A 23,999-nucleotide genomic window follows, 5' to 3' on the forward strand; every position below is an offset into this window, starting at 1 on the left:
GGGAGCCCCCGGAGGGAACACCCCGCCCGCCGGGGTCACTCGTCGAAGTTCCGTTCGACCAGTTCGGTGATGCGACGCAACGCGAGTTCGGCCTCCGGTCCCGTGGCCCGGAGCGAGATCCGGTCGCCCTTGCGGGCCCCCAGCCCCATGACACCGAGCACGCTCCGCGCGTCGGCGCTGTTCTGACCACAGGAGACCGTCACCGCCGCCTCGACCCCCGTCAGTGTCCGCGCCAGCAACGCGGCGGGACGAGCGTGCAGCCCCACCTCGTTGGCGAGCGTCAACTCGCACTCGGCCCGGTAGTCCTCCGGGGACAGTCCCTCGGCGGAGACCGCTTCCCCGCTCTCCGGTTCCTCGGCCCCCGTGGCTCGTTCGGCGGCCTCGACCACCGCCTCCAGCCCCTGCCCGCCCTGGGCCGCCACGGCGGCGGCCACGGCTCCCTCCACGAGAGGGGCCTCGGCCACCACGGCGGTGTTCGGGTCCGCCAGCGCCTCCACCGCCAGCTCCGCCGTCATCCGGGCGCTTCCCAGGTCGTAGAGCAGCACCACCCCGGATCCCGTGTCCGAGGCGGCCAGCGCCGCCGAGGTCGCCTCGAAGTCGGTGCCGGTCTCCCCTCCGGGAAGCCCGCCCGCCGCGTTGACCCGGACGTCCGGGGCCATCTGGCCCACCACCTCGACGACCCCCTCGGACAGGGCGGCACTGTGGGAAACGACCACCAGACCGACCCGCATCACTGCTCTCCTCCCGTCTCGGCGAAGGCGTGCAACAACAGGGCCACGCTGCGTGCCCCCGGATCGAGGTGACCGGCACCGCGCTCCCCCAGGTAGGAGGCCCGTCCCTTCCTCGCCACCAGCGGGATCGTCTCCCGCGCCCCGGAGTCGGCGGCCGTGGCCGCCGAGCGCAACACCCCGGTGGGACCCGCCCCCTCGTCCGCGGCCCGCTCGGCGGCCTCCACGGCGGCGGCGAGCGCGTCGACCATGGTCTTGTCTCCGCGTTCGGCCCTGCCCCGCGCCGTCACACCGTCCAGCGCGGCCCGCAGCAGCGCGGCCACGGCGGCACCGTCGAGTGTCTCCCGCTCACCGGCGGCGGTCGCCGCCCGCAGGAAGGCGGTGCCGAAGAGCGGCCCGGCGGCACCTCCCACCGAGGAGATCAGGCTCGTCGCCGTCGTCTTCAACACGGCCGCCGGAGTCTCCGGGCTGGCGAGCCGGAGCTGGGTGTCCACGGCCAGGAAGCCGCGCTCCATGTTCTCGCCGTGGTCACCGTCGCCGATGGCCCGGTCCAGTTCCACCAGCTCGTCCCGGCACTCGGAGACCGCGCGGACGGCTCCGCGCATCGCCGCGATCACGTGCTGTCTCGTACAGACCATGGGCTTTGCCACCAATCCGATCGCCGCGCCAGTCGGAAGGGTCACCAGGTCAGCGCGGGAGTCCGCACCGGGTCGTCCCACAGGCGCGTGAGTTCCTCGTCCAGTTTGAGCAGGGTGAGACTCATCCCCCGCATCTCCAGACTCGTGACGTAGGGACCGACGAGTCGGCGCGTGACCCGGATCCCCCGCTCCGCGAGCATCCGTTCCGCGATCCCGTGGGCCAGGTACAGCTCGCTGAGCGGTGTGGCCCCCATCGAGTTGGTGAACAGCAGCACCTCGTCCCCGTCCCGGAAGGGAAGGTCCTCCAGCACGGGATCCAGCAGCCGTCGGACGATGCCGTCGGCGGACTCCAGGCCGACCCGTTCCCGACCCGGCTCACCGTGGATGCCGATCCCGACCTCCATCTCCTCCTCGGCGAGGGTGAAGCTCGGTTCTCCGAGGTGCGGAACGGTCGGCGCGCTCAGTGCCACACCCATCGAACGCACGTTGTCCGCGACCCGCTGGGCCGTCGCGTGACAGTCGTCGAGACCATGACCGCGTTCGGCGGCGGCCCCGGCGATCTTCTCCAGCAGCACGGTTCCCCCGACCCCTCGGCGTCCCGCCGTGTCGGTCGAGTCCCGGACCGCCACGTCGTCCCGCACCACCACGGTGCGCACCCCGACGTCCTCGGCCCGCACCAGCTCGGCCGCCGTCTCGAAGTTCAGCACGTCACCGGTGTAGTTCTTGACCACCAGCAGGGTTCCGGCTCCTCCGTCGGCCTCCCGCACGGCGGTCCGCACCGCGTCCGGGGTGGGAGAGGTGAACACCGGGCCGGGAACGGCCGCGTCCAACATCCCGGTGCCGACGAAACCGACGTGGAGCGGCTCGTGACCCGAACCCCCGCCGGAGACCAGGGCCACCTTGTCCCGTACCGGGGAGTCGGAGCGGGTCACGAAAGCCGGATCGGTCCGTACCCGCAGCAGGTCGGGGTGGGCGGCGGCCATTCCGCGCAGGGCGTCCACCACGACGTCGGCCGGATCGTTGATGATCTTCTTCACGGATGACCTCCTCGACGGCGAGACCACGGCAGCCGAATCCGGCGGGAGCCGCTCCCGCACCGACACGGCGGTCCGCGCGGGGCTCACCGAAAGCATTCCAGGGCAAGCCCCCGCGCGAAACCGGCACGCCGGTCCTCCGCGGCCCGGATCCCGCCGAATCCACGCGGATGTTTCGAGGTGATCACCCGTGGGGCAGCACACCGACGGGGTGTGGCCCCGCTCAGCGGCGCCCCCGCAACAGCCGCATCAACGCCACGAGACGTCGCACGGTCCGGGGCGAACGGCCGAAGCTCATCGGATTGAGCGGCATCCGGAACCGGGTACGCGTGACCGCCTGGGGCCTGCCGAACTCACGTAGCCCCTCGGCGCCGTGGATACGTCCGAAGCCGGAGTCACCCACCCCTCCGAACGGCAGGGCCGGGACCGCGGCGAAGGAGATCACCGAGTTCACCGCCACCATCCCGCTGCGCATCCTGCGGGCGAGTTCCATCCCGCGTGCCCGGGAGAACACGGTTCCGCCCAGCCCGTACCTGCCGGCGTTGGCGCGGGCTATCCCCTCGTCGGCGGTACGCACCCTGTTGATCACGATCGTGGGACCGAAGGTCTCCTCGGTCACCGCCGGGGAGTCCTCGGGGACGTCGGTCAGCACCACGGGGTCGACGAAGGGCGGACGCACCGAGTCGGTGCCGCCGACGACGGCGGTGCCTCCCCGCCGGAGGGCGTCGGCGATGTGTTCGCGGATCACCTCGACCTGGGAACCCATCGTGATCGGCCCCAGGTCGGCCGTGGGCTGCCCACCGGGACGCAACCGCTCCGCACGGTCGGCGACCAACCGGACGAACCTGTCGGCCACCGAGTCGACGACGTAGACCCGTTCCACACCGATGCAGGTCTGTCCCGCGTTGGAGGCCGCTCCCCACAGCGCCGCCTCGGCGGCGGCGTGCAGGTCGGCGTCCGAATCGACGATCAACGCGTCCTTGCCGCCGCACTCCACCAACACCGGGGTCAACGACTCGGAACAGGCCGCCATGACCCGTTTGCCCGTCTCGGTGGAGCCGGTGAAGGCCACCTTGTCCACGTCGGCACGGCACAGCGCCGCCCCCGTGTCCCCGAATCCGGTGACCACCTGGAACAGGGGGTGTTCCGGAACCACCTCGGCGAAGGTCCGCCGCAGCCACTCCCCCACACCGGGGGTCAGCTCACTGGGCTTGAAGACCACCGCGTTGCCGGCGGCCAGGGCGTAGGCGATCGAGCCCATCGGGGTGAACGCCGGGTAGTTCCAGGGGCCGATGACCCCGACGACGCCGAAGGGACGGTACTCCACCGAAGCGGCCTGGTTGGCCATGAGCGTCCCGGAGGACACGCCGCGCCGACCGAGGACCTTGGCGGCGTTGGCCGCCGCCCAGTGGAGGTGGTCGACGACCAGCACCAGTTCCAGGCGGGCGTCGTCGAGCGGTTTCCCGGTCTCGGCCGAGACCAGTTCCGCCCCCTCCTCCAGGCGGGAGACCAACACTCTGCGCCAGGCGTCCAGACGTCGCTTCCTGCCCGCGAAACCCAGCTCGTCCCACCACCGCTGTCCGGAGCGGGCCAGGCGCACCGCCTCCCGCACGGCGGACTCGTCGTGGATCGGGTGAGTACCGACCACCTCCCCCGTCCTCGGGTCGAGCGAGTCGAAACTGCCCGTGGTCGGCGTCGCCTCCGACGGGACCGTCACGTCGACGGTCGTCTCGGCACCGCCACTGGCGGTCTGGGTCATGCTGGCCTCCCCGGATGCTGGTTCACCGGTCGTGATCCCACCGGCACGCGGCCGGCGGGCGCTGCCGCGTGCCGACACTGTCGACCCGCGCGTGGTACACACACAGGTCCCACGGAGGTCAACGAGTCACCGGTCGCACGGTTGCGCCCGGCCGGGAACCGGTCTTTTTCCCACCTCGTCCCGCTCCGGTGGCAGACGGTACTCCCCACCGGGCTCAGGTTTCCGGTGTCCCGGTCTCGGTGGGCACCACGATCGGACGGAGCCTGGCCCAGGCCGTGAACGCCGCGGAGAACACGAGCATGCCCACACCGCTCCACAGGTTGATGTTGATCCCGGCCGCGCGGTCGATCTCCTCCGCGCTGGTCCCGAACAGCCCCATCAGCGTGCAGACCACGCCGTAGAGCACGAACAGGGCCGCGATGACCAGGCGAACGTCGAACGCCGCCGCACGTCGCCCCCTGGTGTCCTTGTCTTCGCTCATGACTGCCTCCCGGGTGCAGTGAACACGGGTCATCCGAACACGATGTTGAGCAGCACGACCATCACCAGCACGATTCCCGCGAGCACGCCGGGCCTGCGGTACCAGCCCGCGTCCTCACCCGTGGTGGAGGCGGTGCGGTCCTCCTTCGGGGTCAGCCCGTAGACGAGTCCGACCAGCTCGGCGGCCGGTTTGGGGCGGGTGACCGTGCTGACGGCGACGCTGACCACGATGTCGACCACGAACGCCGCACCGGCTCCGAGGAAGCTGGCTCCCTGGCCGGGCAGTTCGAGCACACCGCTCTCGGCGAGCCCGAACACGGTCAACGAGGCTCCCGTGCCGGTCACGAGACCGAGCCATCCCGCCGTGGGGGTCATGCGCTTCCAGAACATGCCCAGGATGAAGGTCGCGAACAGCGGGGCGTTGAACAGCGAGAACAACTGTTGCAGATAGTCCATCAGGTTCGAGTACCCCGAGGCGATGAAGGCCGTGCCCACGGCGGCCGCCGTCGCCCCGACGGTCACCCACCGCCCCATCCGCAGGTAGTAGCCGTCCGAACGTCCGGGGACCACATAGGACTGCCAGATGTCGTAGGTGAACACGGTGTTGAACGAGCTCAGGTTGGCCGCCATCCCGGCCATGAAGGAGGCCAGCAGACCGGCGAGGGCGATCCCCAGCATCCCGTTCGGCAGCAGGTCCCGCATCAACAACAGCAGTGCGTCGTTGTAGTCCACCTCGCCCGCATCCCGCTGTTTGAACACCATCATCTCCTGTACCGAGACGGCGGCGATCATGCCGGGGACGACGACCAGGAACGGGATCAGCATCTTCGGGAAGGCGCCGATGATCGGTGTCCGTTGGGCCGCCGACATGCTCTTGGAGGCCATGGCGCGTTGGACCTCCACGAAGTTGGTGGTCCAGTAGCCGAAGGCGAGTACGAAGCCGAGGCCGAACACGATTCCCAGTACGGACAGGAAGTTGCTGCCGAAACCGGTGAGTTCGTTGCCGGGCCAGGCCGAGAGCTCGTTGGCTCCGGACTGGGTGGTGACCTTGTCCACCAGACCGTTCCAGCCGCCGACCTTGGCCAGGCCCACCACGGTCAGCGGCAGCAGGGCGGCCACGATGACGAAGAACTGCAACACCTCGTTGTAGATGGCCGCCGAGAGCCCGCCGAGTCCCGTGTAACTGAGCACGATCACCGCGGCGACGAGGACCGAGACCCACAGTGGCCAGCCGAGCAACACGTTGACGATGCTGGCCAGCAGGAAGAGGTTGACTCCGGCGATCAGCAGCTGCGCGGCCGCGAAACTGAGGGCGTTGACCAGGTGTGCCGGTTTGCCGAACCGGCGCAGCATGAACTCGGGGACGCTGCGCACCTTGGAACCGTAGTAGAACGGCATCATCACCACGCCGAGGAACAGCATCGCCGGAACGGCGCCGACCCAGAAGTAGTGCATGGTCGGCATCCCGTACTGGGCTCCGTTGGCGGACATCCCGATGATCTCGATCGCCCCCAGGTTGGCGGCGATGAACGCCAAGCCGGTCACCCAGGCGGGCAGCGAACGTCCCGACAGGAAGAAGTCCAGGCTGGTCGAGACGGCGCGGCGCGCCAGGTAGCCGATGCCGAGCACGAACACGAAGTAGAGCGCGAGCAGCAGGTAGTCGACCGGTCCCGCGTCCAGTCGCAGCTGCTCCTGGGCTAACGCATACACCTCGCCTCCACCTCCAAAGCAAACAATTTCAAACGATAATCACCAGCTACAAAAGCAGGCGAACAATACCGCACAGTGGGACGAGTCACACAGTGGCGATATCAATTCGTTGAACTCACGGGTGGGAGCGATTCAGCGCCCTCGCCGCTCCCCGGGATCCCCTCGGCACCGGAGAGGCCCGCCTGCCGCCGGAATCTCCGCACTCCCTCTCCACGGCACGACACGGCCAGTAACGAAGGCGCCCCGCCGCAACCGCTGAACGAGCCCCGTTCGGTGCGATCTCTTCACCTGAAAGGTGCAGCGATTGGCTCACTTCTATCGCCGGGCCGATCAACACGCTTAGCATTCGAACGAACACGGGAGGTGATCACATGGACGTGGCGGAAATACTGGCACTGCTCGCGGCGAGCCTGTTCGTGGGGCCGTGGCTGCTGGCGCGCAGACTCGCGAACCCGAACCGCGGAAACGTGTCCCGTGGCTGAGGCCGTCGACCGCCGCCCCCGACCGGCCGGAACACACGGCGGCACCTCCCATCGGTAACCACGGTTCGAAAGCAGGAGAAAAGCCCGTGAACGGACGGAATTCCCGACTGGCCGTGCTGCTGCTCCGGTGCCAGTGGATGCTGGAGGAAGCCGCCTACGAACTCGGATCCGACCGACTGTCCACATCCGAACGTGGCGAGCTGGCCACGGCCCTGACCGAACTGGCGCGGGCTCTGCACGAACCCGACGGGACACGGCAGTCACAGGAGGACTCCACCCACACCGAGGGTGAACGCGACCGCATCAGGGAGGGAGTGCACGCGTGACCGCTCCACCGCTTCCCCGCACGACTCCATCGCGCAGGCCGTCCCCCAGGTCGGGCAACTACCTGCTCGCCTTCAGCGGCGAGCTCGGAAGGCCCCTCGGCAGCGACAGCGGCACGGGTCTCGCCGCGACGGCGGCCACCTGGCGAAGCCCCGACCTGGCCCTGCTCACCCGCGTGTTGGAGGGGCTGCGCAGAAGCAGGGACTCCCACTGCCGCGCGGAGAACCGCTCCGGCCCTCGTCCCCGAGGACGCGGCAGTCGCTGAACCACGTCCCCCGAGGACCCCGGGAACCGGCGGGGACCGACCGGGAGGTTCCGGCACCGGGCCGAGGAGCGGTTCAGAACAGCCGGTACTCGTCCGGATCGATACCGCGCAGCTGCTCGTAGTCCAGGGTCACGCAACGGATCCCGCGGTCCTCGGCCAGGGTACGTGCCTGTTGTTTGATCTGTTGGGCGGCGAACACCCCGCTCACCGGGGCCAACAGCGGGTCACGGTTGAGCAGGTCGAGATAGCGGGTCAGCTGCTCGACACCGTCGATCTCGCCACGACGTTTGATCTCGACCGCGACGTTGGCTCCGTCGGCGTCCCGACACATCAGGTCCACCGGCCCGATCGGAGTCGGATACTCCCGACGCACCAGTGTCCACCCTTCACCCAGAGTGGTGACGTGTTCGGCCAGCAGCTGTTGCAGATGCGACTCCACGCCGTCCTTGACCAGCCCGGGCTCCGGCCCCAACTCGTAGTGGGAGTCGTGCACGATCTCCTTGAGGGAGATGATCAGTTTCTCCCCCGACTTGTTCTGCACCGTCCACACGTCGGAGTCCTCTATCAACCAGCAGGGCGGGCTCATCCAGTTCAACGGCTTGTACGCCCTGTCGTCGGAGTGCACCGAGACCGAACCGTCGGCCTTGATCAACAAAAGCCTGGTGGCCAGCGGCAGATGGGCGTTCAGCCTGCCGACGTAGTCGACCTTGCAGGTAGCGATTACGAGACGCACCCGACAGAGCGTAAACGCACCTCCCACCGATATCGACAACCGCCTGCCGGAAGTGTCGCGCCCCGACCACTGGGACACCGGCCGCCCCGGCCACGCTCACCGGAACCGTCCCCGGGGGTATACCCTGCCGTTCCGGCACCGCCGCCCACAGCCCCACACCACCCCGTCCGAAAGAAACCGAACCACCATGGAAACGATCGACAGCCGAGAGGTCTACCGGAACCCCTGGATGACGCTCCGGGAGGACGCGATCCGCCGAGGCGACGGGTCGGACGGGGTCTACGCGGTGGTGGACAAACCGGACTACGCGCTGATCATCCCCGTGGACGAGGCCGACGGTCTCCCGCGCAACCAACGGATCCGACTCGTGGAGCAGTACCGATACCCGCTGGGTATGCGACGTTGGGAGTTTCCCCAGGGCACCGCTCCCGACGGGGAGACGACGGACCCGCTGGAGCTGGCCGGCCGGGAGCTCCGGGAGGAGACCGGACTGCGTGCCGCGCGGATGACCGAGCTGGGCGTGCTCGACGTGGCCGCGGGGCTGTCCAGCCAACGGGGACGTGCTTTCCTCGCCACCGGACTCACCTCCGGCCCCCCCGAACGGGAGCCCGAGGAACAGGACATGCGCTCGGCCTGGTTCGACCGTGTCGACGTCGAGGGCATGATCGAACGCGGCGAGATGACCGACGCGCAGTCCCTCGCCGCCTACACGTTGCTACTGGTGCACGAGCGCCGTGGCGGACGGACGGACTGACCCCGGCCGGAGCCCCGCCCGCCCCCTCGGAAACGAGCACCTCGACGACCTCGCTAGGAACGAGATCCCATCGCGAGCAGCCCCAGGGCGGCCACCACCGTCACCACTTCGGCCACCCCGGCCAGCAACTGCGGAACCCCGGCCGCGACCTCGTGTGAGCCGAACAGACCGACCGTGACCGCCAACACGAACGCCAGCAGGGTCAGCACACCGAATCCCACGGCCCCCAGCGGGGGCAACCAGTGCTTCCAACTGAGCAGCACCAACGCCAGCACCAGACCGGCCACCGCGTTGAGCAGGAAAAGCGGCCCGATGACGGGCACTCCGCTCACCCCCTGGGCCCACAGGTCGAGATGCACCACAGCGGACATGAGCAGGCCCGCCGCCGTCACCCCGCGGAGCAGTTCGGCGGCGACGTGCCTTCCCCCGCCCGAAAGGTTCGTACTCATCCGTCCTCTCCTTGGCCTCGTGTCGACCGAAGGCCGGCGGAACCGGCCACGAACGAACGTCGAGAGACTTCCGTGTCGGTATTGTCCGAGAAGTACGGAGTCCTGGTGGAACGAGCCGTCCGGCACAGCCCGGACACGGGGCACCACATCCCCGCGAGCTGGCTGTTCCGGCGACCGTCGGGAACCATCCCGACAGGACCCCGAACCGACAACCACGTGATCCGCCTGGGAGGAAATCATGAGCGCCGAGCCACCGGTAACCCGACGACACGCCCTGGCCGTGGGAGGAGTCGGAGTCGGTGCCGCGATGCTGTCCGGATGTTCCGACGGGTCGTACCAGGGTTCGGAACTGACCTCCGAGGAGAGCCCCTCGGACGGCGTCACCCCACGGCAGGGGGAGCGGCTGGCCGCGTTGACGGAGGTGCCGGTGGGCGGTTCGCTCGTCGTCGACGGCCCGGACGGGGAGAAGATCGCCCTGAGCCGCCCGAACGAGGACGAGGTGACCGCGCACAGCGCCGTGTGTACCCACATGCGGTGCACGGTGCGCGCGGCGGGGAACGAACTGCGTTGTCCCTGCCACGGTTCGGTGTTCGAATCGGCCTCCGGTGCGGTGGTCAGCGGCCCGGCCCGGAAACCACTGCCGTCCGTGGCGGTCCGCGTCGAGTCGGGTGAGGTCGTCACCGACGGCTCCTGACACACCTCACCGGAGGGCTTCCCGGTGGGGAGGCCACACACCGAGGGCGGGCGCTGTCCGCCGGAAGCCCCCTTCGGACCTCCCCAACCGGGAAACGACTCTTCAGATCCCGAATTCGCCCTGACGTACTCCGTCGGCGAAGGCCTCCATCTCCGCACGCGTGAACTCGAGCACGGGACCGTGCGGATCCCGCGAGTTCCGCACGCCGAAGGTGTCGCCTATACGCGCCACCTCCACGCACTCCGTGCCCTCGACACTGGAGGCGTTGGCCTTGTGAAAGGTGGTCTGGGACCAGTCCAGGGACATACTCCACTCCTCACGATCGGCGGCGGTGCGGACACGGGGACCGCACCGCCGCAACGTCCGCGGACCCGCTTGCCCGAGGGGAGGAACCCCGTGCCGGGGAACACGGCGTTGCCCGCGCACACTCGCGGAACGGGTCCGTCCACGTGGTTGCCCCACCCCGGGAGAACGCGGTCGAGGACGGAGAGTCCTCCGGAGGAACACCGGGCACGGCAGGGGTCCGTACGCCGTGCCCGCCTCACCGGCCTCGGAGGGGCGACGACAGCCACCTCATGATCGTCAACCACACGAAGCCACACACTCAACGGGTTCGCCCGAGCACCACACGTAAGTGTGGCGCGCGGAAGCCGGACGGAGACGACACCGGTCTCCACCCGCCGGACGATCCGCCGGAGCGCTCAGTCGGACACGCGCTCGATCTCCGCTCCCAGCCCGCGCAGCTGCTCCACGAAGTCCGGGTAGCCGCGATCGATGTGGAAGACATCCCACACCTCGGTGACACCGTCCGCGCACAACCCGGCCAGGACCAGCCCCACACCGGCACGGATGTCCGAGGCCCACACGGGAGCACTGGACAGGCGTTCCTGCCCCCGAACCACGGCGTGGTGACCGTCGGTGCGCGCGTCGGCCCCCATACGGACCAGTTCCTCGATGAAACGGAACCGCGACTCGAAAAGGTTCTCGGTGATCATCGAGGTGCCGTCGGCAACGGCCGACAACGCCAGGGCCATCGGTTGGAGATCGGTGGGAAACCCCGGGTAGGGAAGTGTCACGTAGTCGATCGCGCTGGGACGCGCACGCATCACCACCCGGAAGTCGTCCTCGCCGGTGGAGATCTCGGCGCCCGCGCCGCGCAGTTTCTCCAGCACGAGATTGACGTGCTGCGGATCCACCCCGTGCACCGTCACGTCCCCTCGGGTCGCCGCCGCGGCGAAAGCCCAGGTGGCGGCGACGATCCGGTCACCGATCACCTGGTGACGCACCGGTTCGAGCGAGGAGACCCCGTGGACGGTCAGCGTGGAGGTACCCGCCCCCTCGATCTTGGCCCCCATCTGCTGCAACATCACGCACAGGTCGACGATCTCCGGCTCGCGCGCGGCGTTGTCGATGACGGTGGTTCCGTCGGCCAGCACCGAGGCCATCAGGATGTTCTCGGTGGCGCCGACACTCGGGAAGTCCAGCCAGATCTGCGCCCCGTGCAGGTCCTCCGCCTCCGCCACCACGGCACCGTGCTCGATGTGGCTGTGGGCACCCAGCTGGCGCAACCCACTCTGGTGCATGTCCAACGGGCGGGAGCCGATGGCGTCACCGCCGGGCAGCGTCACCACCGCCCGACGACAACGGGCCACCAGCGGCCCGAGCACGCACACCGAGGCACGCAGCCTACCCATGTGGGCGGAGACGGCCTCGTGGCTGATCTCGGAGGGTGTGGTGACCATGGTCGTCGCTCCGTCGATCTCGACGGAGCAGCCGAGGCTGCGCAGCACGTCGGCCATCAACGGGACGTCCAGGATCTCCGGGCAGTTCGTGATGGTCGTGGTGCCCTCGGTCAACAGGGAGGCCGCCATCAACTTCAACACGCTGTTCTTCGCGCCGACCACGCCGACCTCGCCGACGAGACGGGCGCCGCCGTGTACCCGGAAATGTTCACTCACGGACAGCCAGGTTACGGCTGCGGTGCGATTGCCCTCCGGGTGGGGCTCGTCGGGAACCCACCGGGTTCCGGAACCGCGGATCCCGCCGGGACGGTCCCGTCCCCCGCGGTGACATCCCGACGACCCTGGACCGCCGAACGTGCTCACCGTCACGACACCACCCCGCCCATCGGGAAGGGGGACATAGGGTTGTGGCCATGAGCGTGCATCTGACCAAGATCTACACCCGCACCGGAGACGGCGGGACCACCCGCCTGTCGGACAACTCCGTGGTGCCCAAGTCCGACGCCAGGATCGGTGCCTACGCCGACGTGGACGAGACGAACTCGGTGATCGGCGTCGCGCTGGCCACGGCGAACCTCGACGCCGACATTCACGACATCCTGCGTTCGGTGCAGAACGACCTGTTCGACGTCGGTGCCGACCTGGCCACCCCGGTGGTGGAGGCTCCGGAACACCCCCCGCTGCGGGTGACGCAGGACTACGTCGACCAGCTCGAAAGCTGGTGCGACGAGTACAACGAGCGTCTGGGGAAGCTGAACTCGTTCATCCTGCCCGGAGGAACTCCGGGCGGAGCGTTGTTGCACCAGGCGCGCTGTGTCGCCCGCCGCGCCGAACGTTCGGCGTGGGCGCTGATCGACGAGGACCCCGACAACACCAACGAGCTGCCGGCCAAGTACCTGAACCGACTGTCCGACCTGCTGTTCATCCTCGCCCGGATCGCCAATCCGAACGGCGACGTGCTCTGGCGGCCGGGTGAACGCTCCTGAGCCGAACCCGCCGGAGTGACGTGGGCGGTTTCCCGGCGACGCACCGGCACCCGTGTTCCCCCGCCCGTGCTCCGGCGAGGTTCACCAGCCCGTCGAATCCACCAGTTCCTTGGCGAAACACCTGCTGTGCGGTTCGTCGGCGAAGACCCCGAACTTCGGTATCTCGCGGTAGCCCGCGCTCTCGTACAGTCCGATCGCCTCGGGCTGGCGCAGCCCGGTTTCCAACACCATGCGCTTGCGACCGGCCCGGGCGGCCCGCCTTTCCAGTTCCCCCAGTATCGCGCGCGCGTAACCCAGCCCCCGGGCCGCGGGCACCACGTACATCCGTTTGATCTCGGCGTCACCGTCCTCCAGTCCGACGACGTCGGAGTCCCGTGCCCGCCACCCTCCCGTGGCCACCGGAGAGCCGTCACGGTAGCCCGCCAGGAAGACCCCGTGGGGCGGCAGGAACTCGGAGGCGCTCAGCGGGGTGACGTCCGGTCCGCCGTAGCGGACGACGTACTCCTGCTGCACCTGCTCGATCAGGTCGGCGACATCCGGATGGTCATAAGCGACTGCCTCGATACGCACCCGGACATTCTAGAAAAGCCCGACGGAACCCCTCGGCCGCACACAGCACTTCGGGCGTGCGCCGTCATCGGACCCACGGGGCGACGCTGCTCGGCGGGGAGGACTCCAGCCACGACAGGAAGCCGGTCAGCGCGTCGCTTCCCATGGCCACCTCGATGTCCTCCTCCGGTCGACCGAGATGCAGCACCAGGGAACCGGCGGGCATCGTGTAGGCCTCCGCCGTGGTGGGACGACGTCGGTCGGTGATCGCTATGGTACTCCGGTTGAGTATCCAGTCGGGCCCGGAACGCAGACTCAACGCCCGGTACCAGGCGAACTCCTCACCCTGGTAACGGGCCACTCCCAGATGCCACCCCCGGCCGGGTTCGCTCCGGTGCACCCGCAGAGCCACCTCGATCCCCCCGGCCCGGAGTCCGCGCAGCCGTCGACGCGCGAGCAGCATCCCGCCGAGCACGAGGAGCACGGCGACGACTGCCAGCACGAGCAGGACGGCGATCACCACGACCGAGGCGCTCATCGACGACCTGTGTCAGACGGAGTACCCTGCCACTCGCAGTCGCGACCGGGCACGGATCCTGGCCTGTTCATCATCCCCCTCGGCATCGCGCCGCGCCGCGGCGACGTCGATCTCCTGGGCCAGTTCAGCGGACTCCGCGAGCACACTGACCACACCGTCGGAGACCGAGAGGAAACCACCGTGCACGGCGGCCGTGACGGTCTCGTGGTCCGGCGTCGAGATCTTGACGACACCCCCCTCGACCAGCTGGCCGAGCATCGGCTCGTGCCTGGGCATAATACCGATTACACCTTCGGTCGTCTGAGCCACCACGCTGGTCGCCTTACCGGACCACAAGCGGCGCTCCACGGCGACCAGCTCGACGGACATCTCGGCCACGCGTGTCTCCTTTGTCGGTGTGTCGTCGTAGTCTATCCGATGGATCGGGCACGTCCGAATTCCGGCACACGGGCGAACCAGCGTTCACCACGGAGTGGGTGCCGGAATCCTTGCCGAATTCCGGCACCCGTGTCCACCCGCTTCGGGCGGAATCACTCCTGCGTGTACTTCTCGTAGGCCTGCTGCAGGTCCTCGAGACCACCGATGGACAGGAAGGCCTGCTCGGGGTAGTGGTCGAACTCGCCGTTGCAGAGCTTGTCGAAGGCCTCGATGGTCTCCTTCAGCGGGACGAAGGAGCCCTCCTGGCCGGTGAACTGCTTGGCGACGAAGAAGTTCTGCGACAGGTAACGCTCGATCCGGCGGGCCCGGTTGACCGTGACCTTGTCCTCCTCGGACAGCTCGTCCATCCCCAGGATGGCGATGATGTCCTGCAGTTCCTTGTACTTCTGCAGGATCTGCTTGACCTGCTGGGCCACCCGGTAGTGCTCCTCGCCGACGATCCTGGGCTCCAGGATGTTGGAGGTGGACGTCAGCGGGTCCACCGCCGGGTAGATACCCTTCTGCGCGATGGAACGAGCCATCTCCGTGGTCGCGTCCAGGTGGGCGAAGGTGGTCGCCGGCGCCGGGTCGGTGTAGTCGTCGGCGGGCACGTAGACCGCCTGCATGGAGGTGATCGAACGCCCTCGGGTGGAGGTGATCCGCTCCTGCAACGCACCCATCTCGTCGGCCAGCGTCGGCTGGTAACCGACCGCCGAGGGCATCCGGCCCAGCAGGGTGGAGACCTCCTGACCGGCCTGGGTGAACCGGAAGACGTTGTCGATGAACAGCAGCACGTCCTGGTTCTGCACGTCGCGGAAGTACTCCGCCATCGTCAACGCCGACAGTCCGACCCGCATACGGGTGCCCGGCGGCTCGTCCATCTGGCCGAACACGAGGGCGGTGTTGTCCAGCGCGCCGGACTCCGCCATCTCCACCCAGAGGTCGTTGCCCTCACGGGTGCGCTCACCCACACCGGCGAAGACCGAGGTGCCGCCGAAGTTCCTGGCGACACGGCGGATCATCTCCTGGATGAGCACCGTCTTGCCCACACCGGCACCGGCGAAGAGACCGATCTTGCCGCCCTGCACGTAGGGCGTGAGCAGGTCGATGACCTTGATGCCGGTCTCCAGCATCTGGGTCTTGCCCTCGAGCTGGTCGAAGGACGGCGGGTTGCGGTGGATGCTCCACCGCTCCGCGTCGGCGGCGTGACCCGGCTCGTCCAGGCAGTGGCCGAGCGCGTTGAACACGTGGCCCTTGACCTCGTCCCCGACGGGCACGGAGATCGGTGCTCCGCTGTCGGTGACCGGGGCCCCACGTACGAGGCCCTGGGTGGGCTGCATCGAGATGGCGCGCACCACGTTGTCTCCGAGGTGCTGGGCCACCTCCAACGTGACGGTGTTGCTCATCCCCGTGGCCGTGATCTCCACGGACAGCGCGTTGTTCAGGTCCGGCACGTGGTCGCGGGGGAACTCGACGTCCACCACCGGGCCGAGGACCCGGACGACGCGACCGGTGCCAGTAGCAGTGCTAGTGGCAGTTGCAGTCATGTCACTCACTTCCCGCAGACGAGAGCGCCTCGACACCGCCGACGATCTCGCTGATTTCCTGGGTGATCTGGGCCTGGCGAGCACGGTTGGCCTCGCGGCTGAGGTTCTGCACGATCTCGTCCGCGTTGTCCGTGGCCGACTTCATCGCGGTTCGGCGTGCCGCGTGCTCGGACGCCGCCGAATCCAACAGTCCGGCGAACAGGCGAGTGTTGATGTACTTCGGCAGCAGTGCCCGGAACAGGGTCTCGGCGTCCGGCTCGAAGTCGTAGGCCGGGCGCAGCCCCTCGGACTCGGTGTACTCCACTTCCAGCGGAGCGACCCGCCTGATGACCGGCTTCTGGGAGAGCATCGAGACGAACTCGGTGTGCACGAGATGGATCTCGTCCACGGCCAGCGTGTGCTCGTCCGTGCTGCCCTCCCGCTTGGCCTCCTCGGTGCCCTGCATGAACGCCTTCACCAGGGTCTCGCCCACCTCCGCCGCGTTGGCGTAGTCCGGGCGGTCGGTGAAACCGCTCCAGCTCTGCGTGATTTCCCGGTTGCGGAACCGATAGTACGCCTCACCCTTGCGGCCGATCACGTACAGCAGCGGGGTCTTGCCCTGCTCCCGCAACGTGTTCTGCAGTTCCTCGGCCGCGCGGATCACGTTGGCGTTGTAGGCACCGCAGAAACCGCGGTCACTGGTCACCACGAGCACCGCGGAGCGCTTGGAGTTGTCCCGCTCGGTCAGCAAGGGGTGATCGAGCGGGCTGGCATCGGCCAGTGCGGTCAGCACCCTGGTGATCTCGTCGGCGTACGGCCTGGAGGCCTCGACCCTCGCCTGCGCCTTCATGATGCGCGAGGTGGCGATGAGCTCCTGCGCCTTGGTGATCTTCCGGGTCGACTGCACCGACCGGATGCGGTTGCGTAGTTCGCGAAGCTGTGCCATGGCTATCCGGTCACTTCTCGCTGTCCCCGGAGGCGGGGCGGTTGACCTTCACCGTCTCCTGCTCGACCTCGTCGGCACCGACGGTGCCCACTTCCTCGTGCTGCGGCAGCACCGTGCCGCCCTCGGAGGTGGTGAACTGCTTCTTGAACTCCGCGACGGCGTCCTCGATGGCCTGCGTACCGTCGTCGGAGAGTTTCCCGCTCTCGGCGATGTCCTTGAGCACGGTGCTCTGGTTGCGCCGCATGTGCGCCAGGAACTCCGACTCGAAGCGACGGACGTCGTTGGTGGGCACGTCGTCCAGATGGCCCTTGGTGCCCAGGTAGAGCGAGATCACCTCTTCCTCGACGGGGAACGGCACTCCCTCACCCTGCTTGAGGACCTCCATCAGGCGGGCACCGCGATCCAGCTGCGCCTTGGAGGCCGCGTCCAGGTCCGAGGCGAACGCGGAGAAAGCCTCCAGCTCACGGTACTGCGCCAGCTCGATCTTCAACGAACCGGTGACGCTCTTCATGGCCTTGATCTGGGCCGAACCACCGACACGGGACACCGAGGTACCGACGTCGATGGCGGGACGCTGTCCGGAGTTGAACAGGTCGGACTGCAGGAAGCACTGCCCGTCGGTGATGGAGATGACGTTGGTGGGGATGTAGGCCGAGACGTCGTTGGCCTTGGTCTCGATGATCGGCAGACCGGTCATCGAACCGCCACCCTGGTCGTCGGAGAGCTTGGCACAGCGCTCCAGCAGGCGGGAGTGCAGGTAGAAGACGTCGCCCGGGTAGGCCTCACGTCCCGGAGGGCGCCGCAGCAGCAGCGAGATGGCCCGGTAGGCCTCGGCCTGCTTGGTCAGGTCGTCGAAGACGATGAGCACGTGCTTGCCCTGCCACATCCAGTGCTGGCCGAGGGCGGAGCCTGCGTAGGGGGCCAGCCACTTCAGACCGGGCGAGTCCGCGGCCGGAGCGGCCACGATGGTGGTGTACTCCATCGCCCCGGCCTCCTCGAGGGCACGCTGCGTACCCGCGATGGTGGAGCCCTTCTGCCCGATGGCGACGTAGATGCAGCGCACCTGCTTGTTCGGGTCGCCGCTCTCCCAGTTGCTCTTCTGGTTGATGATCGTGTCAGTGGCGATCGTGGTCTTGCCGGTCTTGCGGTCACCGATGATCAGCTGCCGCTGGCCACGACCGATCGGCGTCATCGAGTCGATGGCCTTGATACCGGTCTGCAACGGCTCGCTCACGCCCTGGCGCTGCACGACCGAGGCGGCCTGCAACTCCAGCTCACGCTGGGTCTCCGGCTCGATCTCACCGAGACCGTCCAGAGGCTCGCCCACCGGGTTGACCACGCGGCCGAGGAAGTTGTCGCCGACCGGCACGGACATCACCTTGCCGGTGCGCCTGACCTCCTGGCCCTCCTCGATCTGGTCGGCTTGACCGAGGATGACCGCACCGATCGACTGAGCCTCAAGGTTCATCGCGACGCCGTAGACGCCGCCGGGGAACTCCAGCAGTTCCTCGGTCATGACCGAAGGCAGACCCTCGACATGGGCGATGCCGTCACCGGTGTCCGTGACGACCCCGACCTCCTCGCGGCTGACCTCGGGGGAGTAGCTGGAGACGTACTTCTCGATCGCACTGCGGATCTCGTCCGACGAGATCGTCAGCTCCGCCATGTCTCGTTCCTGCTCTCGCTTGGTTCTGTGGAAAAAGGGTCCGGCCTCGTCCGTTCGGCGGGTGCGGCTGCACCCGTCAGTCGGAGAGGTCGCGCCGCAATGCCTGCAGCCGTCCGGACGTGCTGCCGTCGATGACTTCCTCACCGACCCGAATGACCAATCCGCCACCGACCTCGGGGTCCACCTCCAGGTGTACCGCGATCGGCCGTGCGTAGATGCGCTGCAGCGTGTTGGCCAACCGCTCCTGTTGCTGCTCACTGAGCGCGACCGCCGAACGAACGTGGGCGACCGAGCGCTCCCTGCGTTTGGCGGAGAGCTCGGCCAGTTCCTCCAGCTCCTCACTGAGGTGCCGGCCCGGCGACCTTTCGACCAACTGCCGCACCAGGCGTTCGGTCACGTCCTCGACCTTGCCGCCAACAAGCTGTCCGACGACGGCTCCCTTACCGGCGGCATCGGCCGTGGGATCCGACAGCAACCGCTCCAGCTCGGGTTGACCGCCGATGATGCGGCCCAGCCGGAACAGCTCGTCCTCCACCGCGTCCAGCCTGCCCGCCCGTTCCGCCTGGACCAGCAGCGCGATGCGGGCGAGCCGTTCGAGGCCGTGCACCAGATCGCTCGGGTGCGACCAGCGAACTCCAGCCGCTTCGAGCACCACCGGCAGGCAGCGGGCACCGAGACGGTCGCCCAGCAACTCACGAACCAGGCTCTTCCTGGATTCCGCCGGGGTGGCGGCGTCGGCGAGAGCGCGCCGGAGAACGGACTCGCCGCGCAGCAGCGCGGCGACCCCGAACAACTCGTCGGCGAGCCCGGTGATCTCCGCGGGTCCGGCCCCGTCAGTGGCCTGCAACAACTGCAGCTCACTGGCTGCCAGTGCATCGCGACTCGCGGCGTTCACGAGGGTGCTCAAGTCTGCACGCCTTTCTCTCCTGGGCCCATCACTGAAATCCCTTCGACCTGAAGGCCGACCGGTGCGAACCGTTCAGCTGCTGGTCGACGTCGACGGTGCGGAGGTGGACTCCAGCTCGTCGAGGAAACGGTCCACGGTGCGTTGGGTCCGTTCCTCGTTCTCGAGGGACTCACCGACGACCTTGCTGGCCAGATCCACGGCCTGCCGACCGAGATCGGCACGCAGCTCAGCGATGACCTGCGCCTTCTGTGCGGCCAGCTGGGCCTGCCCCTGACTGATGATCCGATCGCTCTCGGTCTGGGCCTGCGAGCGCATCTCGTCGAGGATCTGTTGCCCCTCGGCCCTGGCGTCGTCCCTGATGCGCGCGGCTTCGGCGCGGGCCTCGGCCAGTTGGGCCTTGTACTGTTCCAGCGTCCGCTGGGCTTCGGCCTGCGCCTCCTCCGCCCGGGCTATGCCGCCCTCGATCCGGTCGCTGCGTTCCTTGTAGAGCTTCTCGAAGCGCGGAACCGCGTACCGGTGGAGGACGAAAAGCAGCAGGGCGAAGGCGACGAAACCGACGATGATCTCGGCAGGCTCCGGCAGGATCGGGTTGTGCTCCCCCTCCGCCGCCAGCACCACGTGTGTCTTCATCAGCACCTCTCCCAACGCGTCAAGTCGTCAAACTCAAGCGGCGGAGGCGAGGAAGTAGACGACCAGACCGATCAGCGCCAGCACCTCGACGAGCACGAAGGAGATCCAGGCGATTCCCATCAGCTGGCCCTGGGCCTCCGGCTGGCGGGCGGTGCCGTTGATGACCGACGCCCAGATGAGGCCGACACCGATACCGGGGCCGACGGCACCGACACCGTAGCCGATGGCGGCGAGACCCGGGTTGATGTTGGCGGCGGTTTCCGCGGCCTGTGCAAGAACGATGTTGCTCACTGTTACTACCTTTCAACTCGGTCCGCTTGCGCGGATCGGAGGTCTCGATCTGCCCTCAGTGCTCTTGCGCGAGTGCGGCGCCGATGAAGTTGGCGCTGAGCACCGCGAAGATGTACGCCTGCAAGACCTGAATCAAGGCCTCGGCGAAGGTCAGGATGATCGCGAAGGCGAAGCTGATGATGGAAACCGGTTTGAACAGGGCACTCGCCTCGAGCAGCAGGTACTGCCCTCCGAGCGTGAACACCAGCAGGATGAGGTGTCCGGCGAACATCGCCGCGAAGACTCGGATGGCCAGCGCCACCGGCTGGAACAGGAACTTCTGCAGGAACTCGATCGGAGCCAGCAGGATGTAGACCGGCTTGGGCACTCCCGGAGGGAACATCACGTGCTTGAAGTAGCCCAAGAAGCCGTGGCGTCTGAATCCGACCGTGTGGATCACCACGTAGACCATGATGAACAGGGCGACCGGGAACCCGATCTTGGCCATCGTGGGGAACTGGATCAACGGGACGATCCCGAAGATGTTGTTCACCAGGATGAACGTGAACAGCCCGAAGATCAACGGGATGAACCGCTGGAAGTCCTTGGCCCCGATCTGGTCCCTGGCGATCGTGTTCCTGCTGAAGTCGTAGATGTACTCCGCCGCGAACTGCGCCCTGCCAGGCACCACCTTGAGGTTGCGCGTGGCAAAGAAGAAGTACGCACCGACGATGACCGCCGAGAGCACCACGAGCACGATCGGCTTGGTGACTCCACCGAATATCGGTGGGAGGAAAAAGCTATCGACACCGGGCGGATCGAACGTACCGCCTTGGCTCAACACCAGCGCGCCCAACTGGGCTCCTTCCGGTTCTCCCGAGCGAAGCTAACTCCACCGGGGGAATCGTCACGATTTGCACTCAACGTACCTGATACACGATCGAGGACGTAGGGGCCCTCCCTCGGGGCGAGGTCCGCCAGGCGGCGTCCGGCCGGGCGATCGGAACCACCCCGCGGCGCGAACCCCCTCGGCTCAACGGCCCGAGCTTCCCGCGCGGCAAACCCTACCATTTGGTAACAAAACGGGTATACCCACCATTTCACACCGGCAGGGCCGAATCCCTACTCCGTCAGGAGTCATTCGCTGACGCGATCGTCGGAATCCTGGTCCGACGGAAGGCCCTGACCTCGGCAAACGTCCACACCAGCACTGTGGCGAGTATGGCGATCGCCACAGCGGGGACATGCACCGCAGTGAAGACCCGCAGCAGCGTCACCACGGCGAACAGCACGAGCATCTTGCCGACGTAGCCGCCCAACGCGGCGACCATCACGAACATGGGATGCGCGTCCGAGGTCATCCGCATCAACCACAGGGTCAGCAAGGAGGAGGCCGAAGCGATCACCCCACCGACCAACGCGCCCAGCGCCCCCTGGGCACCGACCCAGAAGGCGGCGACGACCACGCTGACCAGCACGGTCACCACGGCGGGCCACGTCGCCGTACGCAGCATCGCGTCGGCCAGCCGACGGACGGCCCGGCCGTGCGGATTCACCTCGGGGGTGTGCGCGGCGTCCTCGGCCGCTCCGGTTGCCTCGCTCATCGCTTCTCCCACCAGAAAGAACTATCTGGTCCTCATTCGGGGTATCGCGGACACGATACCGGCCACGAGCACCGCGAACGCGACAGCCCACGCCACCAGGGCCACGTCCTCGACGAGAGTGAGCGACACGGCGCCGAAGGCCACCACCCCGGCCCACAGGTAGATCAACAACACCGCCCGCCGCTGGGAGTGGCCCAACTCCAGCAGACGGTGGTGCAGATGCATCTTGTCCGCGTGGAACGGGCTCTTGCCCGCCCGGGTCCGCCGCACGACCGCCAGGCTCAGGTCGAGCAGCGGCACGAACAGCACGGCCGCCACCACCAGCAGCGGCGCGAACAACCCGAAGGCGTCCAGGCTCGTCGGGTTCATCTTGCCCGCCGCCGTGGTGCTCGCCGAGGCCAACATCAGGCCGATCAGCATCGAACCGGAGTCGCCCATGAAGATCCGGGCGGGCTGGAAATTGTAGGGCAGAAAGCCCAGGCAGGCACCCGCGATGGTGGCCGCGATCAACGCCGGTGGATAGGCGGTCACGTCACCGCCCTGGTCACTGAGCAGTCCCAGGCAGAAGGCGCAGGTGGCGCTGGCCGCGATCAGGCCGATGCCCGAGGCCAGCCCGTCCAGCCCGTCCACGAAGTTCATGGCGTTGACCATGGCCACGGTCAACACCACGGCCAACAGCTGGCCCTGGTTCCCGCTGAGCACCAGCACCGAGCCGGAGTCCCCGCTCTGCCCACCGGGCAGCATGTACCACTGCAGCCCCATCAGCACCAGGATCCCGGCCGCCGTGACCTGCCCCGCCAACTTCGTCCAGGAGTCCAGCTCGAAGCGGTCGTCCAGCGCCCCGACCAGCGTGATGAGCCCACCGGCTATGACCACGGCCAGCGCGTCGTTCGAGTAGTCGAACCCCCGGGAGAGCGCCGGAAGGTTGCCCGCCAGGAACATCCCACCGAGCACCCCCGCGTACATCGCCACTCCCCCCATCCGGGGGATGGGAGTGCGATGCACGTCACGGTTCCTGGGATGCGCGACCGCTCCGATACGCAGGGCCAGCAGTCTGACCGCTCCGGTGAGCAGGAAGGTCACCGCCGCGGCGGTGAGCGCGACCAGCAGGTACTCCCGTGCCGGCACCCCGGCGGGCGCCCAGGCTGGAACGGTGTCCATGGCCCTCGCCTCAGTTCCGCGCGGACGGGGACGGCGCGACGAGGTCCGACTCGTACGGCGACACGGTCACGGTTCGACTCCTCGACACTCTCGGACAACGGGACATCGAAAGGGACACGGCGGCAGCGTGTTCGACCACGGACGCCTCGTGCAGAGCCACGTCCGGTCATTCACGCTATCGAGCGAGAAATCCGCCGGGAGAACGGGTCAGTATCGACACCGTGACGGATGCGGCCCGCCCGAACGGAGTAACACACCCCTCGGACGGACCGACGGACGAACCCTGTGTCACCGGCCGTGGGATCCCGCGGTCGCCTCAGTCCGGCTCGACGCCCAGTTCCTCCGCCAGCTCCGCCCGGCTGACCGCTCCCTCACGCAGCACACGCGGCTGGTCACCGGTCAGGTCCACGATGGTGGAGGCGACGGGCTCTCCGGTGGGGCCACCGTCCAGGTAGACGGGAACCGACTCGCCCAGCTGCTCCCTGGCCTGCCGCGCCGTGGCGGCGGGGGGATTGCCCGTGGTGTTGGCACTCGACACGGCCATGGGTCCGACCTCACGCAACAGGTCCAGGGCCACGGGGTGCAACGGCATCCGCAGGTTCACCGTGCCCCGGGTCTCCCCCAGGTCCCAGGACAACGAGGGAGCCTGCGGCAGCACCAGCGACAACCCACCGGGCCAGAACGCCTCGATGAGCGCCCGCGCCTGGCGGGGAACGGACATCACCAGCCCGTCCACCGTCTGCCACGACCCGACCAACACCGGAACCGGCATGTCGGGTCCCCGCCCCTTCGCCGAGAGCAACGCGCGCACCGCTTCCGGATCGAACGCGTCCGCCCCGATCCCGTAGACCGTGTCCGTGGGCAGAACCACCAGTCCCCCACCGCGTACCGTGCTCGCGGCCCTGTTCAGTCCGGCCTGCCTGCTCTCCGGGTCGCTGCAATCGTAGAGCGTGCTCACGGAACAACATCCTGGCACGCCCGCTCACCACGGGTGCGAGTGGTACTGC

General features: G+C 68.1%; 28 protein-coding genes. 5 read left to right on the forward strand and 23 right to left on the reverse strand.

The features are described from left to right. Positions 1–35: 35 nt before the first annotated feature. The 6 genes from dhaM to ACTMO_RS0113420 all read right to left on the reverse strand — a co-directional run bounded on the left by dhaM (position 36) and on the right by ACTMO_RS0113420 (position 6,349). Positions 36–731 carry a dihydroxyacetone kinase phosphoryl donor subunit DhaM gene (gene dhaM / locus ACTMO_RS0113395; protein WP_026449214.1) on the reverse strand — a complete coding sequence of 232 codons (696 nt, stop codon included), beginning with the start codon at positions 729–731 and terminating at the stop codon, positions 36–38. Then, complete coding sequence (gene dhaL, locus ACTMO_RS0113400; protein ID WP_026449215.1) at positions 731–1,366, reverse strand: dihydroxyacetone kinase subunit DhaL; 636 nt, start codon at positions 1,364–1,366, stop codon at positions 731–733. The genes dhaM and dhaL overlap by 1 nt, the downstream gene beginning before the upstream one ends. 41 nt (positions 1,367–1,407) lie before the next feature. Continuing rightward, the gene (gene dhaK / locus ACTMO_RS0113405) at positions 1,408–2,403 is read right to left on the reverse strand and encodes a dihydroxyacetone kinase subunit DhaK (protein ID WP_019855204.1); all 996 of its coding nucleotides are present in this window, start codon (positions 2,401–2,403) and stop codon (positions 1,408–1,410) included. 220 nt (positions 2,404–2,623) lie between these two features. Beyond that, the gene (locus ACTMO_RS0113410) at positions 2,624–4,159 is read right to left on the reverse strand and encodes an aldehyde dehydrogenase family protein (protein WP_019855205.1); all 1,536 of its coding nucleotides are present in this window, start codon (positions 4,157–4,159) and stop codon (positions 2,624–2,626) included. 214 nt (positions 4,160–4,373) lie between these two features. Next, positions 4,374–4,640, reverse strand: a complete 267-nt coding sequence (locus tag ACTMO_RS0113415; RefSeq protein WP_019855206.1) for a hypothetical protein — start codon at positions 4,638–4,640, stop codon at positions 4,374–4,376. Between the two features lie 29 nt (positions 4,641–4,669). Next, entirely contained in the window at positions 4,670–6,349 is a 1,680-nt protein-coding gene (locus tag ACTMO_RS0113420; RefSeq protein ID WP_019855207.1) for a sodium:solute symporter family protein, read from the reverse strand. A gap of 568 nt (positions 6,350–6,917) precedes the next feature. On the opposite strand from ACTMO_RS0113420, the gene ACTMO_RS0113430 reads away from it, so the two are divergent. Together ACTMO_RS0113430 and ACTMO_RS22985 are read left to right on the forward strand one after the other, a co-directional pair. Continuing rightward, positions 6,918–7,157, forward strand: coding sequence for a hypothetical protein (locus tag ACTMO_RS0113430; RefSeq protein WP_019855209.1), 240 nt, complete (start codon positions 6,918–6,920; stop codon positions 7,155–7,157). After that, entirely contained in the window at positions 7,154–7,420 is a 267-nt protein-coding gene (locus ACTMO_RS22985; RefSeq protein ID WP_157062889.1) for a hypothetical protein, read from the forward strand. The genes ACTMO_RS0113430 and ACTMO_RS22985 overlap by 4 nt, the downstream gene beginning before the upstream one ends. Positions 7,421–7,493: 73 nt before the next feature. On the opposite strand, the gene nucS is transcribed toward ACTMO_RS22985, so the two are convergent. Next, positions 7,494–8,153 (reverse strand): endonuclease NucS, encoded by a 660-nt coding sequence (gene nucS / locus ACTMO_RS0113435; RefSeq protein ID WP_019855210.1) that lies wholly within the window; start codon positions 8,151–8,153, stop codon positions 7,494–7,496. Between the two features lie 187 nt (positions 8,154–8,340). Here nucS and ACTMO_RS0113440 point away from each other — a divergent pair, with 187 nt between their 5' ends. Then, positions 8,341–8,907, forward strand: a complete 567-nt coding sequence (locus ACTMO_RS0113440) for an NUDIX domain-containing protein (protein WP_019855211.1) — start codon at positions 8,341–8,343, stop codon at positions 8,905–8,907. A gap of 53 nt (positions 8,908–8,960) precedes the next feature. On the opposite strand, the gene ACTMO_RS0113445 is transcribed toward ACTMO_RS0113440, so the two are convergent. Next, on the reverse strand, positions 8,961–9,356 hold the full coding sequence (locus ACTMO_RS0113445; protein ID WP_019855212.1) for a hypothetical protein: 396 nt from the start codon (positions 9,354–9,356) through the stop codon (positions 8,961–8,963). A gap of 238 nt (positions 9,357–9,594) precedes the next feature. Between ACTMO_RS0113445 and ACTMO_RS0113450 the strand changes: the two genes are divergently transcribed. Further along, positions 9,595–10,050 carry a Rieske (2Fe-2S) protein gene (locus tag ACTMO_RS0113450; RefSeq protein WP_019855213.1) on the forward strand — a complete coding sequence of 152 codons (456 nt, stop codon included), beginning with the start codon at positions 9,595–9,597 and terminating at the stop codon, positions 10,048–10,050. Between the two features lie 102 nt (positions 10,051–10,152). On the opposite strand, the gene ACTMO_RS0113455 is transcribed toward ACTMO_RS0113450, so the two are convergent. After that, positions 10,153–10,356, reverse strand: a complete 204-nt coding sequence (locus ACTMO_RS0113455; RefSeq protein ID WP_019855214.1) for a DUF397 domain-containing protein — start codon at positions 10,354–10,356, stop codon at positions 10,153–10,155. A 395-nt stretch (positions 10,357–10,751) separates the two neighbouring features. Then, a complete protein-coding gene (gene murA / locus ACTMO_RS0113460; protein ID WP_026449216.1) occupies positions 10,752–12,008 on the reverse strand; it encodes a UDP-N-acetylglucosamine 1-carboxyvinyltransferase in 1,257 nt (418 codons plus the stop codon). A 197-nt stretch (positions 12,009–12,205) separates the two neighbouring features. Here murA and ACTMO_RS0113465 point away from each other — a divergent pair, with 197 nt between their 5' ends. Then, positions 12,206–12,778, forward strand: coding sequence for a cob(I)yrinic acid a,c-diamide adenosyltransferase (locus ACTMO_RS0113465; protein ID WP_019855216.1), 573 nt, complete (start codon positions 12,206–12,208; stop codon positions 12,776–12,778). 81 nt (positions 12,779–12,859) lie between these two features. Here ACTMO_RS0113465 and ACTMO_RS0113470 read toward each other — a convergent pair whose 3' ends face one another. The 13 genes from ACTMO_RS0113470 to ACTMO_RS0113530 all read right to left on the reverse strand — a co-directional run bounded on the left by ACTMO_RS0113470 (position 12,860) and on the right by ACTMO_RS0113530 (position 23,950). After that, the gene (locus tag ACTMO_RS0113470; RefSeq protein WP_019855217.1) at positions 12,860–13,348 is read right to left on the reverse strand and encodes a GNAT family N-acetyltransferase; all 489 of its coding nucleotides are present in this window, start codon (positions 13,346–13,348) and stop codon (positions 12,860–12,862) included. Between the two features lie 64 nt (positions 13,349–13,412). Next, a complete protein-coding gene (locus tag ACTMO_RS0113475) occupies positions 13,413–13,865 on the reverse strand; it encodes a DUF2550 domain-containing protein (protein WP_019855218.1) in 453 nt (150 codons plus the stop codon). A 12-nt stretch (positions 13,866–13,877) separates the two neighbouring features. Further along, positions 13,878–14,243, reverse strand: a complete 366-nt coding sequence (locus ACTMO_RS0113480; protein ID WP_019855219.1) for a F0F1 ATP synthase subunit epsilon — start codon at positions 14,241–14,243, stop codon at positions 13,878–13,880. 152 nt (positions 14,244–14,395) lie between these two features. Further along, entirely contained in the window at positions 14,396–15,829 is a 1,434-nt protein-coding gene (gene atpD / locus ACTMO_RS0113485; RefSeq protein ID WP_026449217.1) for a F0F1 ATP synthase subunit beta, read from the reverse strand. Position 15,830: 1 nt separating this feature from the next. Further along, positions 15,831–16,754, reverse strand: a complete 924-nt coding sequence (locus ACTMO_RS0113490) for a F0F1 ATP synthase subunit gamma (protein ID WP_019855221.1) — start codon at positions 16,752–16,754, stop codon at positions 15,831–15,833. A 10-nt stretch (positions 16,755–16,764) separates the two neighbouring features. Beyond that, a complete protein-coding gene (gene atpA, locus ACTMO_RS0113495; RefSeq protein WP_019855222.1) occupies positions 16,765–18,420 on the reverse strand; it encodes a F0F1 ATP synthase subunit alpha in 1,656 nt (551 codons plus the stop codon). Positions 18,421–18,496: 76 nt separating this feature from the next. Then, complete coding sequence (locus tag ACTMO_RS0113500) at positions 18,497–19,327, reverse strand: F0F1 ATP synthase subunit delta (RefSeq protein ID WP_019855223.1); 831 nt, start codon at positions 19,325–19,327, stop codon at positions 18,497–18,499. Positions 19,328–19,399: 72 nt separating this feature from the next. Then, positions 19,400–19,957: a F0F1 ATP synthase subunit B gene (locus ACTMO_RS0113505; protein ID WP_019855224.1), complete on the reverse strand. Its 558-nt coding sequence runs from the start codon at positions 19,955–19,957 to the stop codon at positions 19,400–19,402. 33 nt (positions 19,958–19,990) lie between these two features. Beyond that, positions 19,991–20,248, reverse strand: a complete 258-nt coding sequence (locus ACTMO_RS0113510; RefSeq protein WP_019855225.1) for an ATP synthase subunit c family protein — start codon at positions 20,246–20,248, stop codon at positions 19,991–19,993. A gap of 55 nt (positions 20,249–20,303) precedes the next feature. Next, complete coding sequence (gene atpB / locus ACTMO_RS0113515) at positions 20,304–21,083, reverse strand: F0F1 ATP synthase subunit A (protein ID WP_026449218.1); 780 nt, start codon at positions 21,081–21,083, stop codon at positions 20,304–20,306. A 274-nt stretch (positions 21,084–21,357) separates the two neighbouring features. Beyond that, positions 21,358–21,831, reverse strand: coding sequence for a Cg1360 family ATP-synthase-associated protein (locus tag ACTMO_RS0113520; RefSeq protein ID WP_019855227.1), 474 nt, complete (start codon positions 21,829–21,831; stop codon positions 21,358–21,360). Positions 21,832–21,852: 21 nt separating this feature from the next. Then, entirely contained in the window at positions 21,853–22,992 is a 1,140-nt protein-coding gene (locus ACTMO_RS0113525; protein WP_019855228.1) for a glycosyltransferase family 4 protein, read from the reverse strand. Between the two features lie 316 nt (positions 22,993–23,308). Continuing rightward, positions 23,309–23,950 carry an L-threonylcarbamoyladenylate synthase gene (locus ACTMO_RS0113530; RefSeq protein ID WP_019855229.1) on the reverse strand — a complete coding sequence of 214 codons (642 nt, stop codon included), beginning with the start codon at positions 23,948–23,950 and terminating at the stop codon, positions 23,309–23,311. Positions 23,951–23,999: the final 49 nt, after the last annotated feature.

This window comes from Actinopolyspora mortivallis DSM 44261 (genome assembly GCF_000384035.1).
GTDB classification, from domain to species: Bacteria; Actinomycetota; Actinomycetes; order Mycobacteriales; family Pseudonocardiaceae; genus Actinopolyspora; species Actinopolyspora mortivallis.

Coding starts and splice junctions, on each gene's coding strand:
- ACTMO_RS0113505 (WP_019855224.1), bottom strand. CDS start 19,957: ATGAAGACACACGTGGTGCTGGCGGCGGAGGGGGAGCACAACCCGATC.
- ACTMO_RS0113525 (WP_019855228.1), bottom strand. CDS start 22,992: ATGGACACCGTTCCAGCCTGGGCGCCCGCCGGGGTGCCGGCACGGGAG.
- ACTMO_RS0113445 (WP_019855212.1), bottom strand. CDS start 9,356: ATGAGTACGAACCTTTCGGGCGGGGGAAGGCACGTCGCCGCCGAACTG.
- atpA (WP_019855222.1), bottom strand. CDS start 18,420: ATGGCGGAGCTGACGATCTCGTCGGACGAGATCCGCAGTGCGATCGAG.
- dhaL (WP_026449215.1), bottom strand. CDS start 1,366: ATGGTCTGTACGAGACAGCACGTGATCGCGGCGATGCGCGGAGCCGTC.
- ACTMO_RS0113455 (WP_019855214.1), bottom strand. CDS start 10,356: ATGTCCCTGGACTGGTCCCAGACCACCTTTCACAAGGCCAACGCCTCC.
- ACTMO_RS0113465 (WP_019855216.1), top strand. CDS start 12,206: ATGAGCGTGCATCTGACCAAGATCTACACCCGCACCGGAGACGGCGGG.
- ACTMO_RS0113440 (WP_019855211.1), top strand. CDS start 8,341: ATGGAAACGATCGACAGCCGAGAGGTCTACCGGAACCCCTGGATGACG.
- ACTMO_RS0113415 (WP_019855206.1), bottom strand. CDS start 4,640: ATGAGCGAAGACAAGGACACCAGGGGGCGACGTGCGGCGGCGTTCGAC.
- atpD (WP_026449217.1), bottom strand. CDS start 15,829: ATGACTGCAACTGCCACTAGCACTGCTACTGGCACCGGTCGCGTCGTC.
- ACTMO_RS0113475 (WP_019855218.1), bottom strand. CDS start 13,865: ATGAGCGCCTCGGTCGTGGTGATCGCCGTCCTGCTCGTGCTGGCAGTC.
- dhaM (WP_026449214.1), bottom strand. CDS start 731: ATGCGGGTCGGTCTGGTGGTCGTTTCCCACAGTGCCGCCCTGTCCGAG.
- ACTMO_RS0113410 (WP_019855205.1), bottom strand. CDS start 4,159: ATGACCCAGACCGCCAGTGGCGGTGCCGAGACGACCGTCGACGTGACG.
- ACTMO_RS0113520 (WP_019855227.1), bottom strand. CDS start 21,831: ATGAGCGAGGCAACCGGAGCGGCCGAGGACGCCGCGCACACCCCCGAG.
- ACTMO_RS0113490 (WP_019855221.1), bottom strand. CDS start 16,754: ATGGCACAGCTTCGCGAACTACGCAACCGCATCCGGTCGGTGCAGTCG.
- ACTMO_RS0113450 (WP_019855213.1), top strand. CDS start 9,595: ATGAGCGCCGAGCCACCGGTAACCCGACGACACGCCCTGGCCGTGGGA.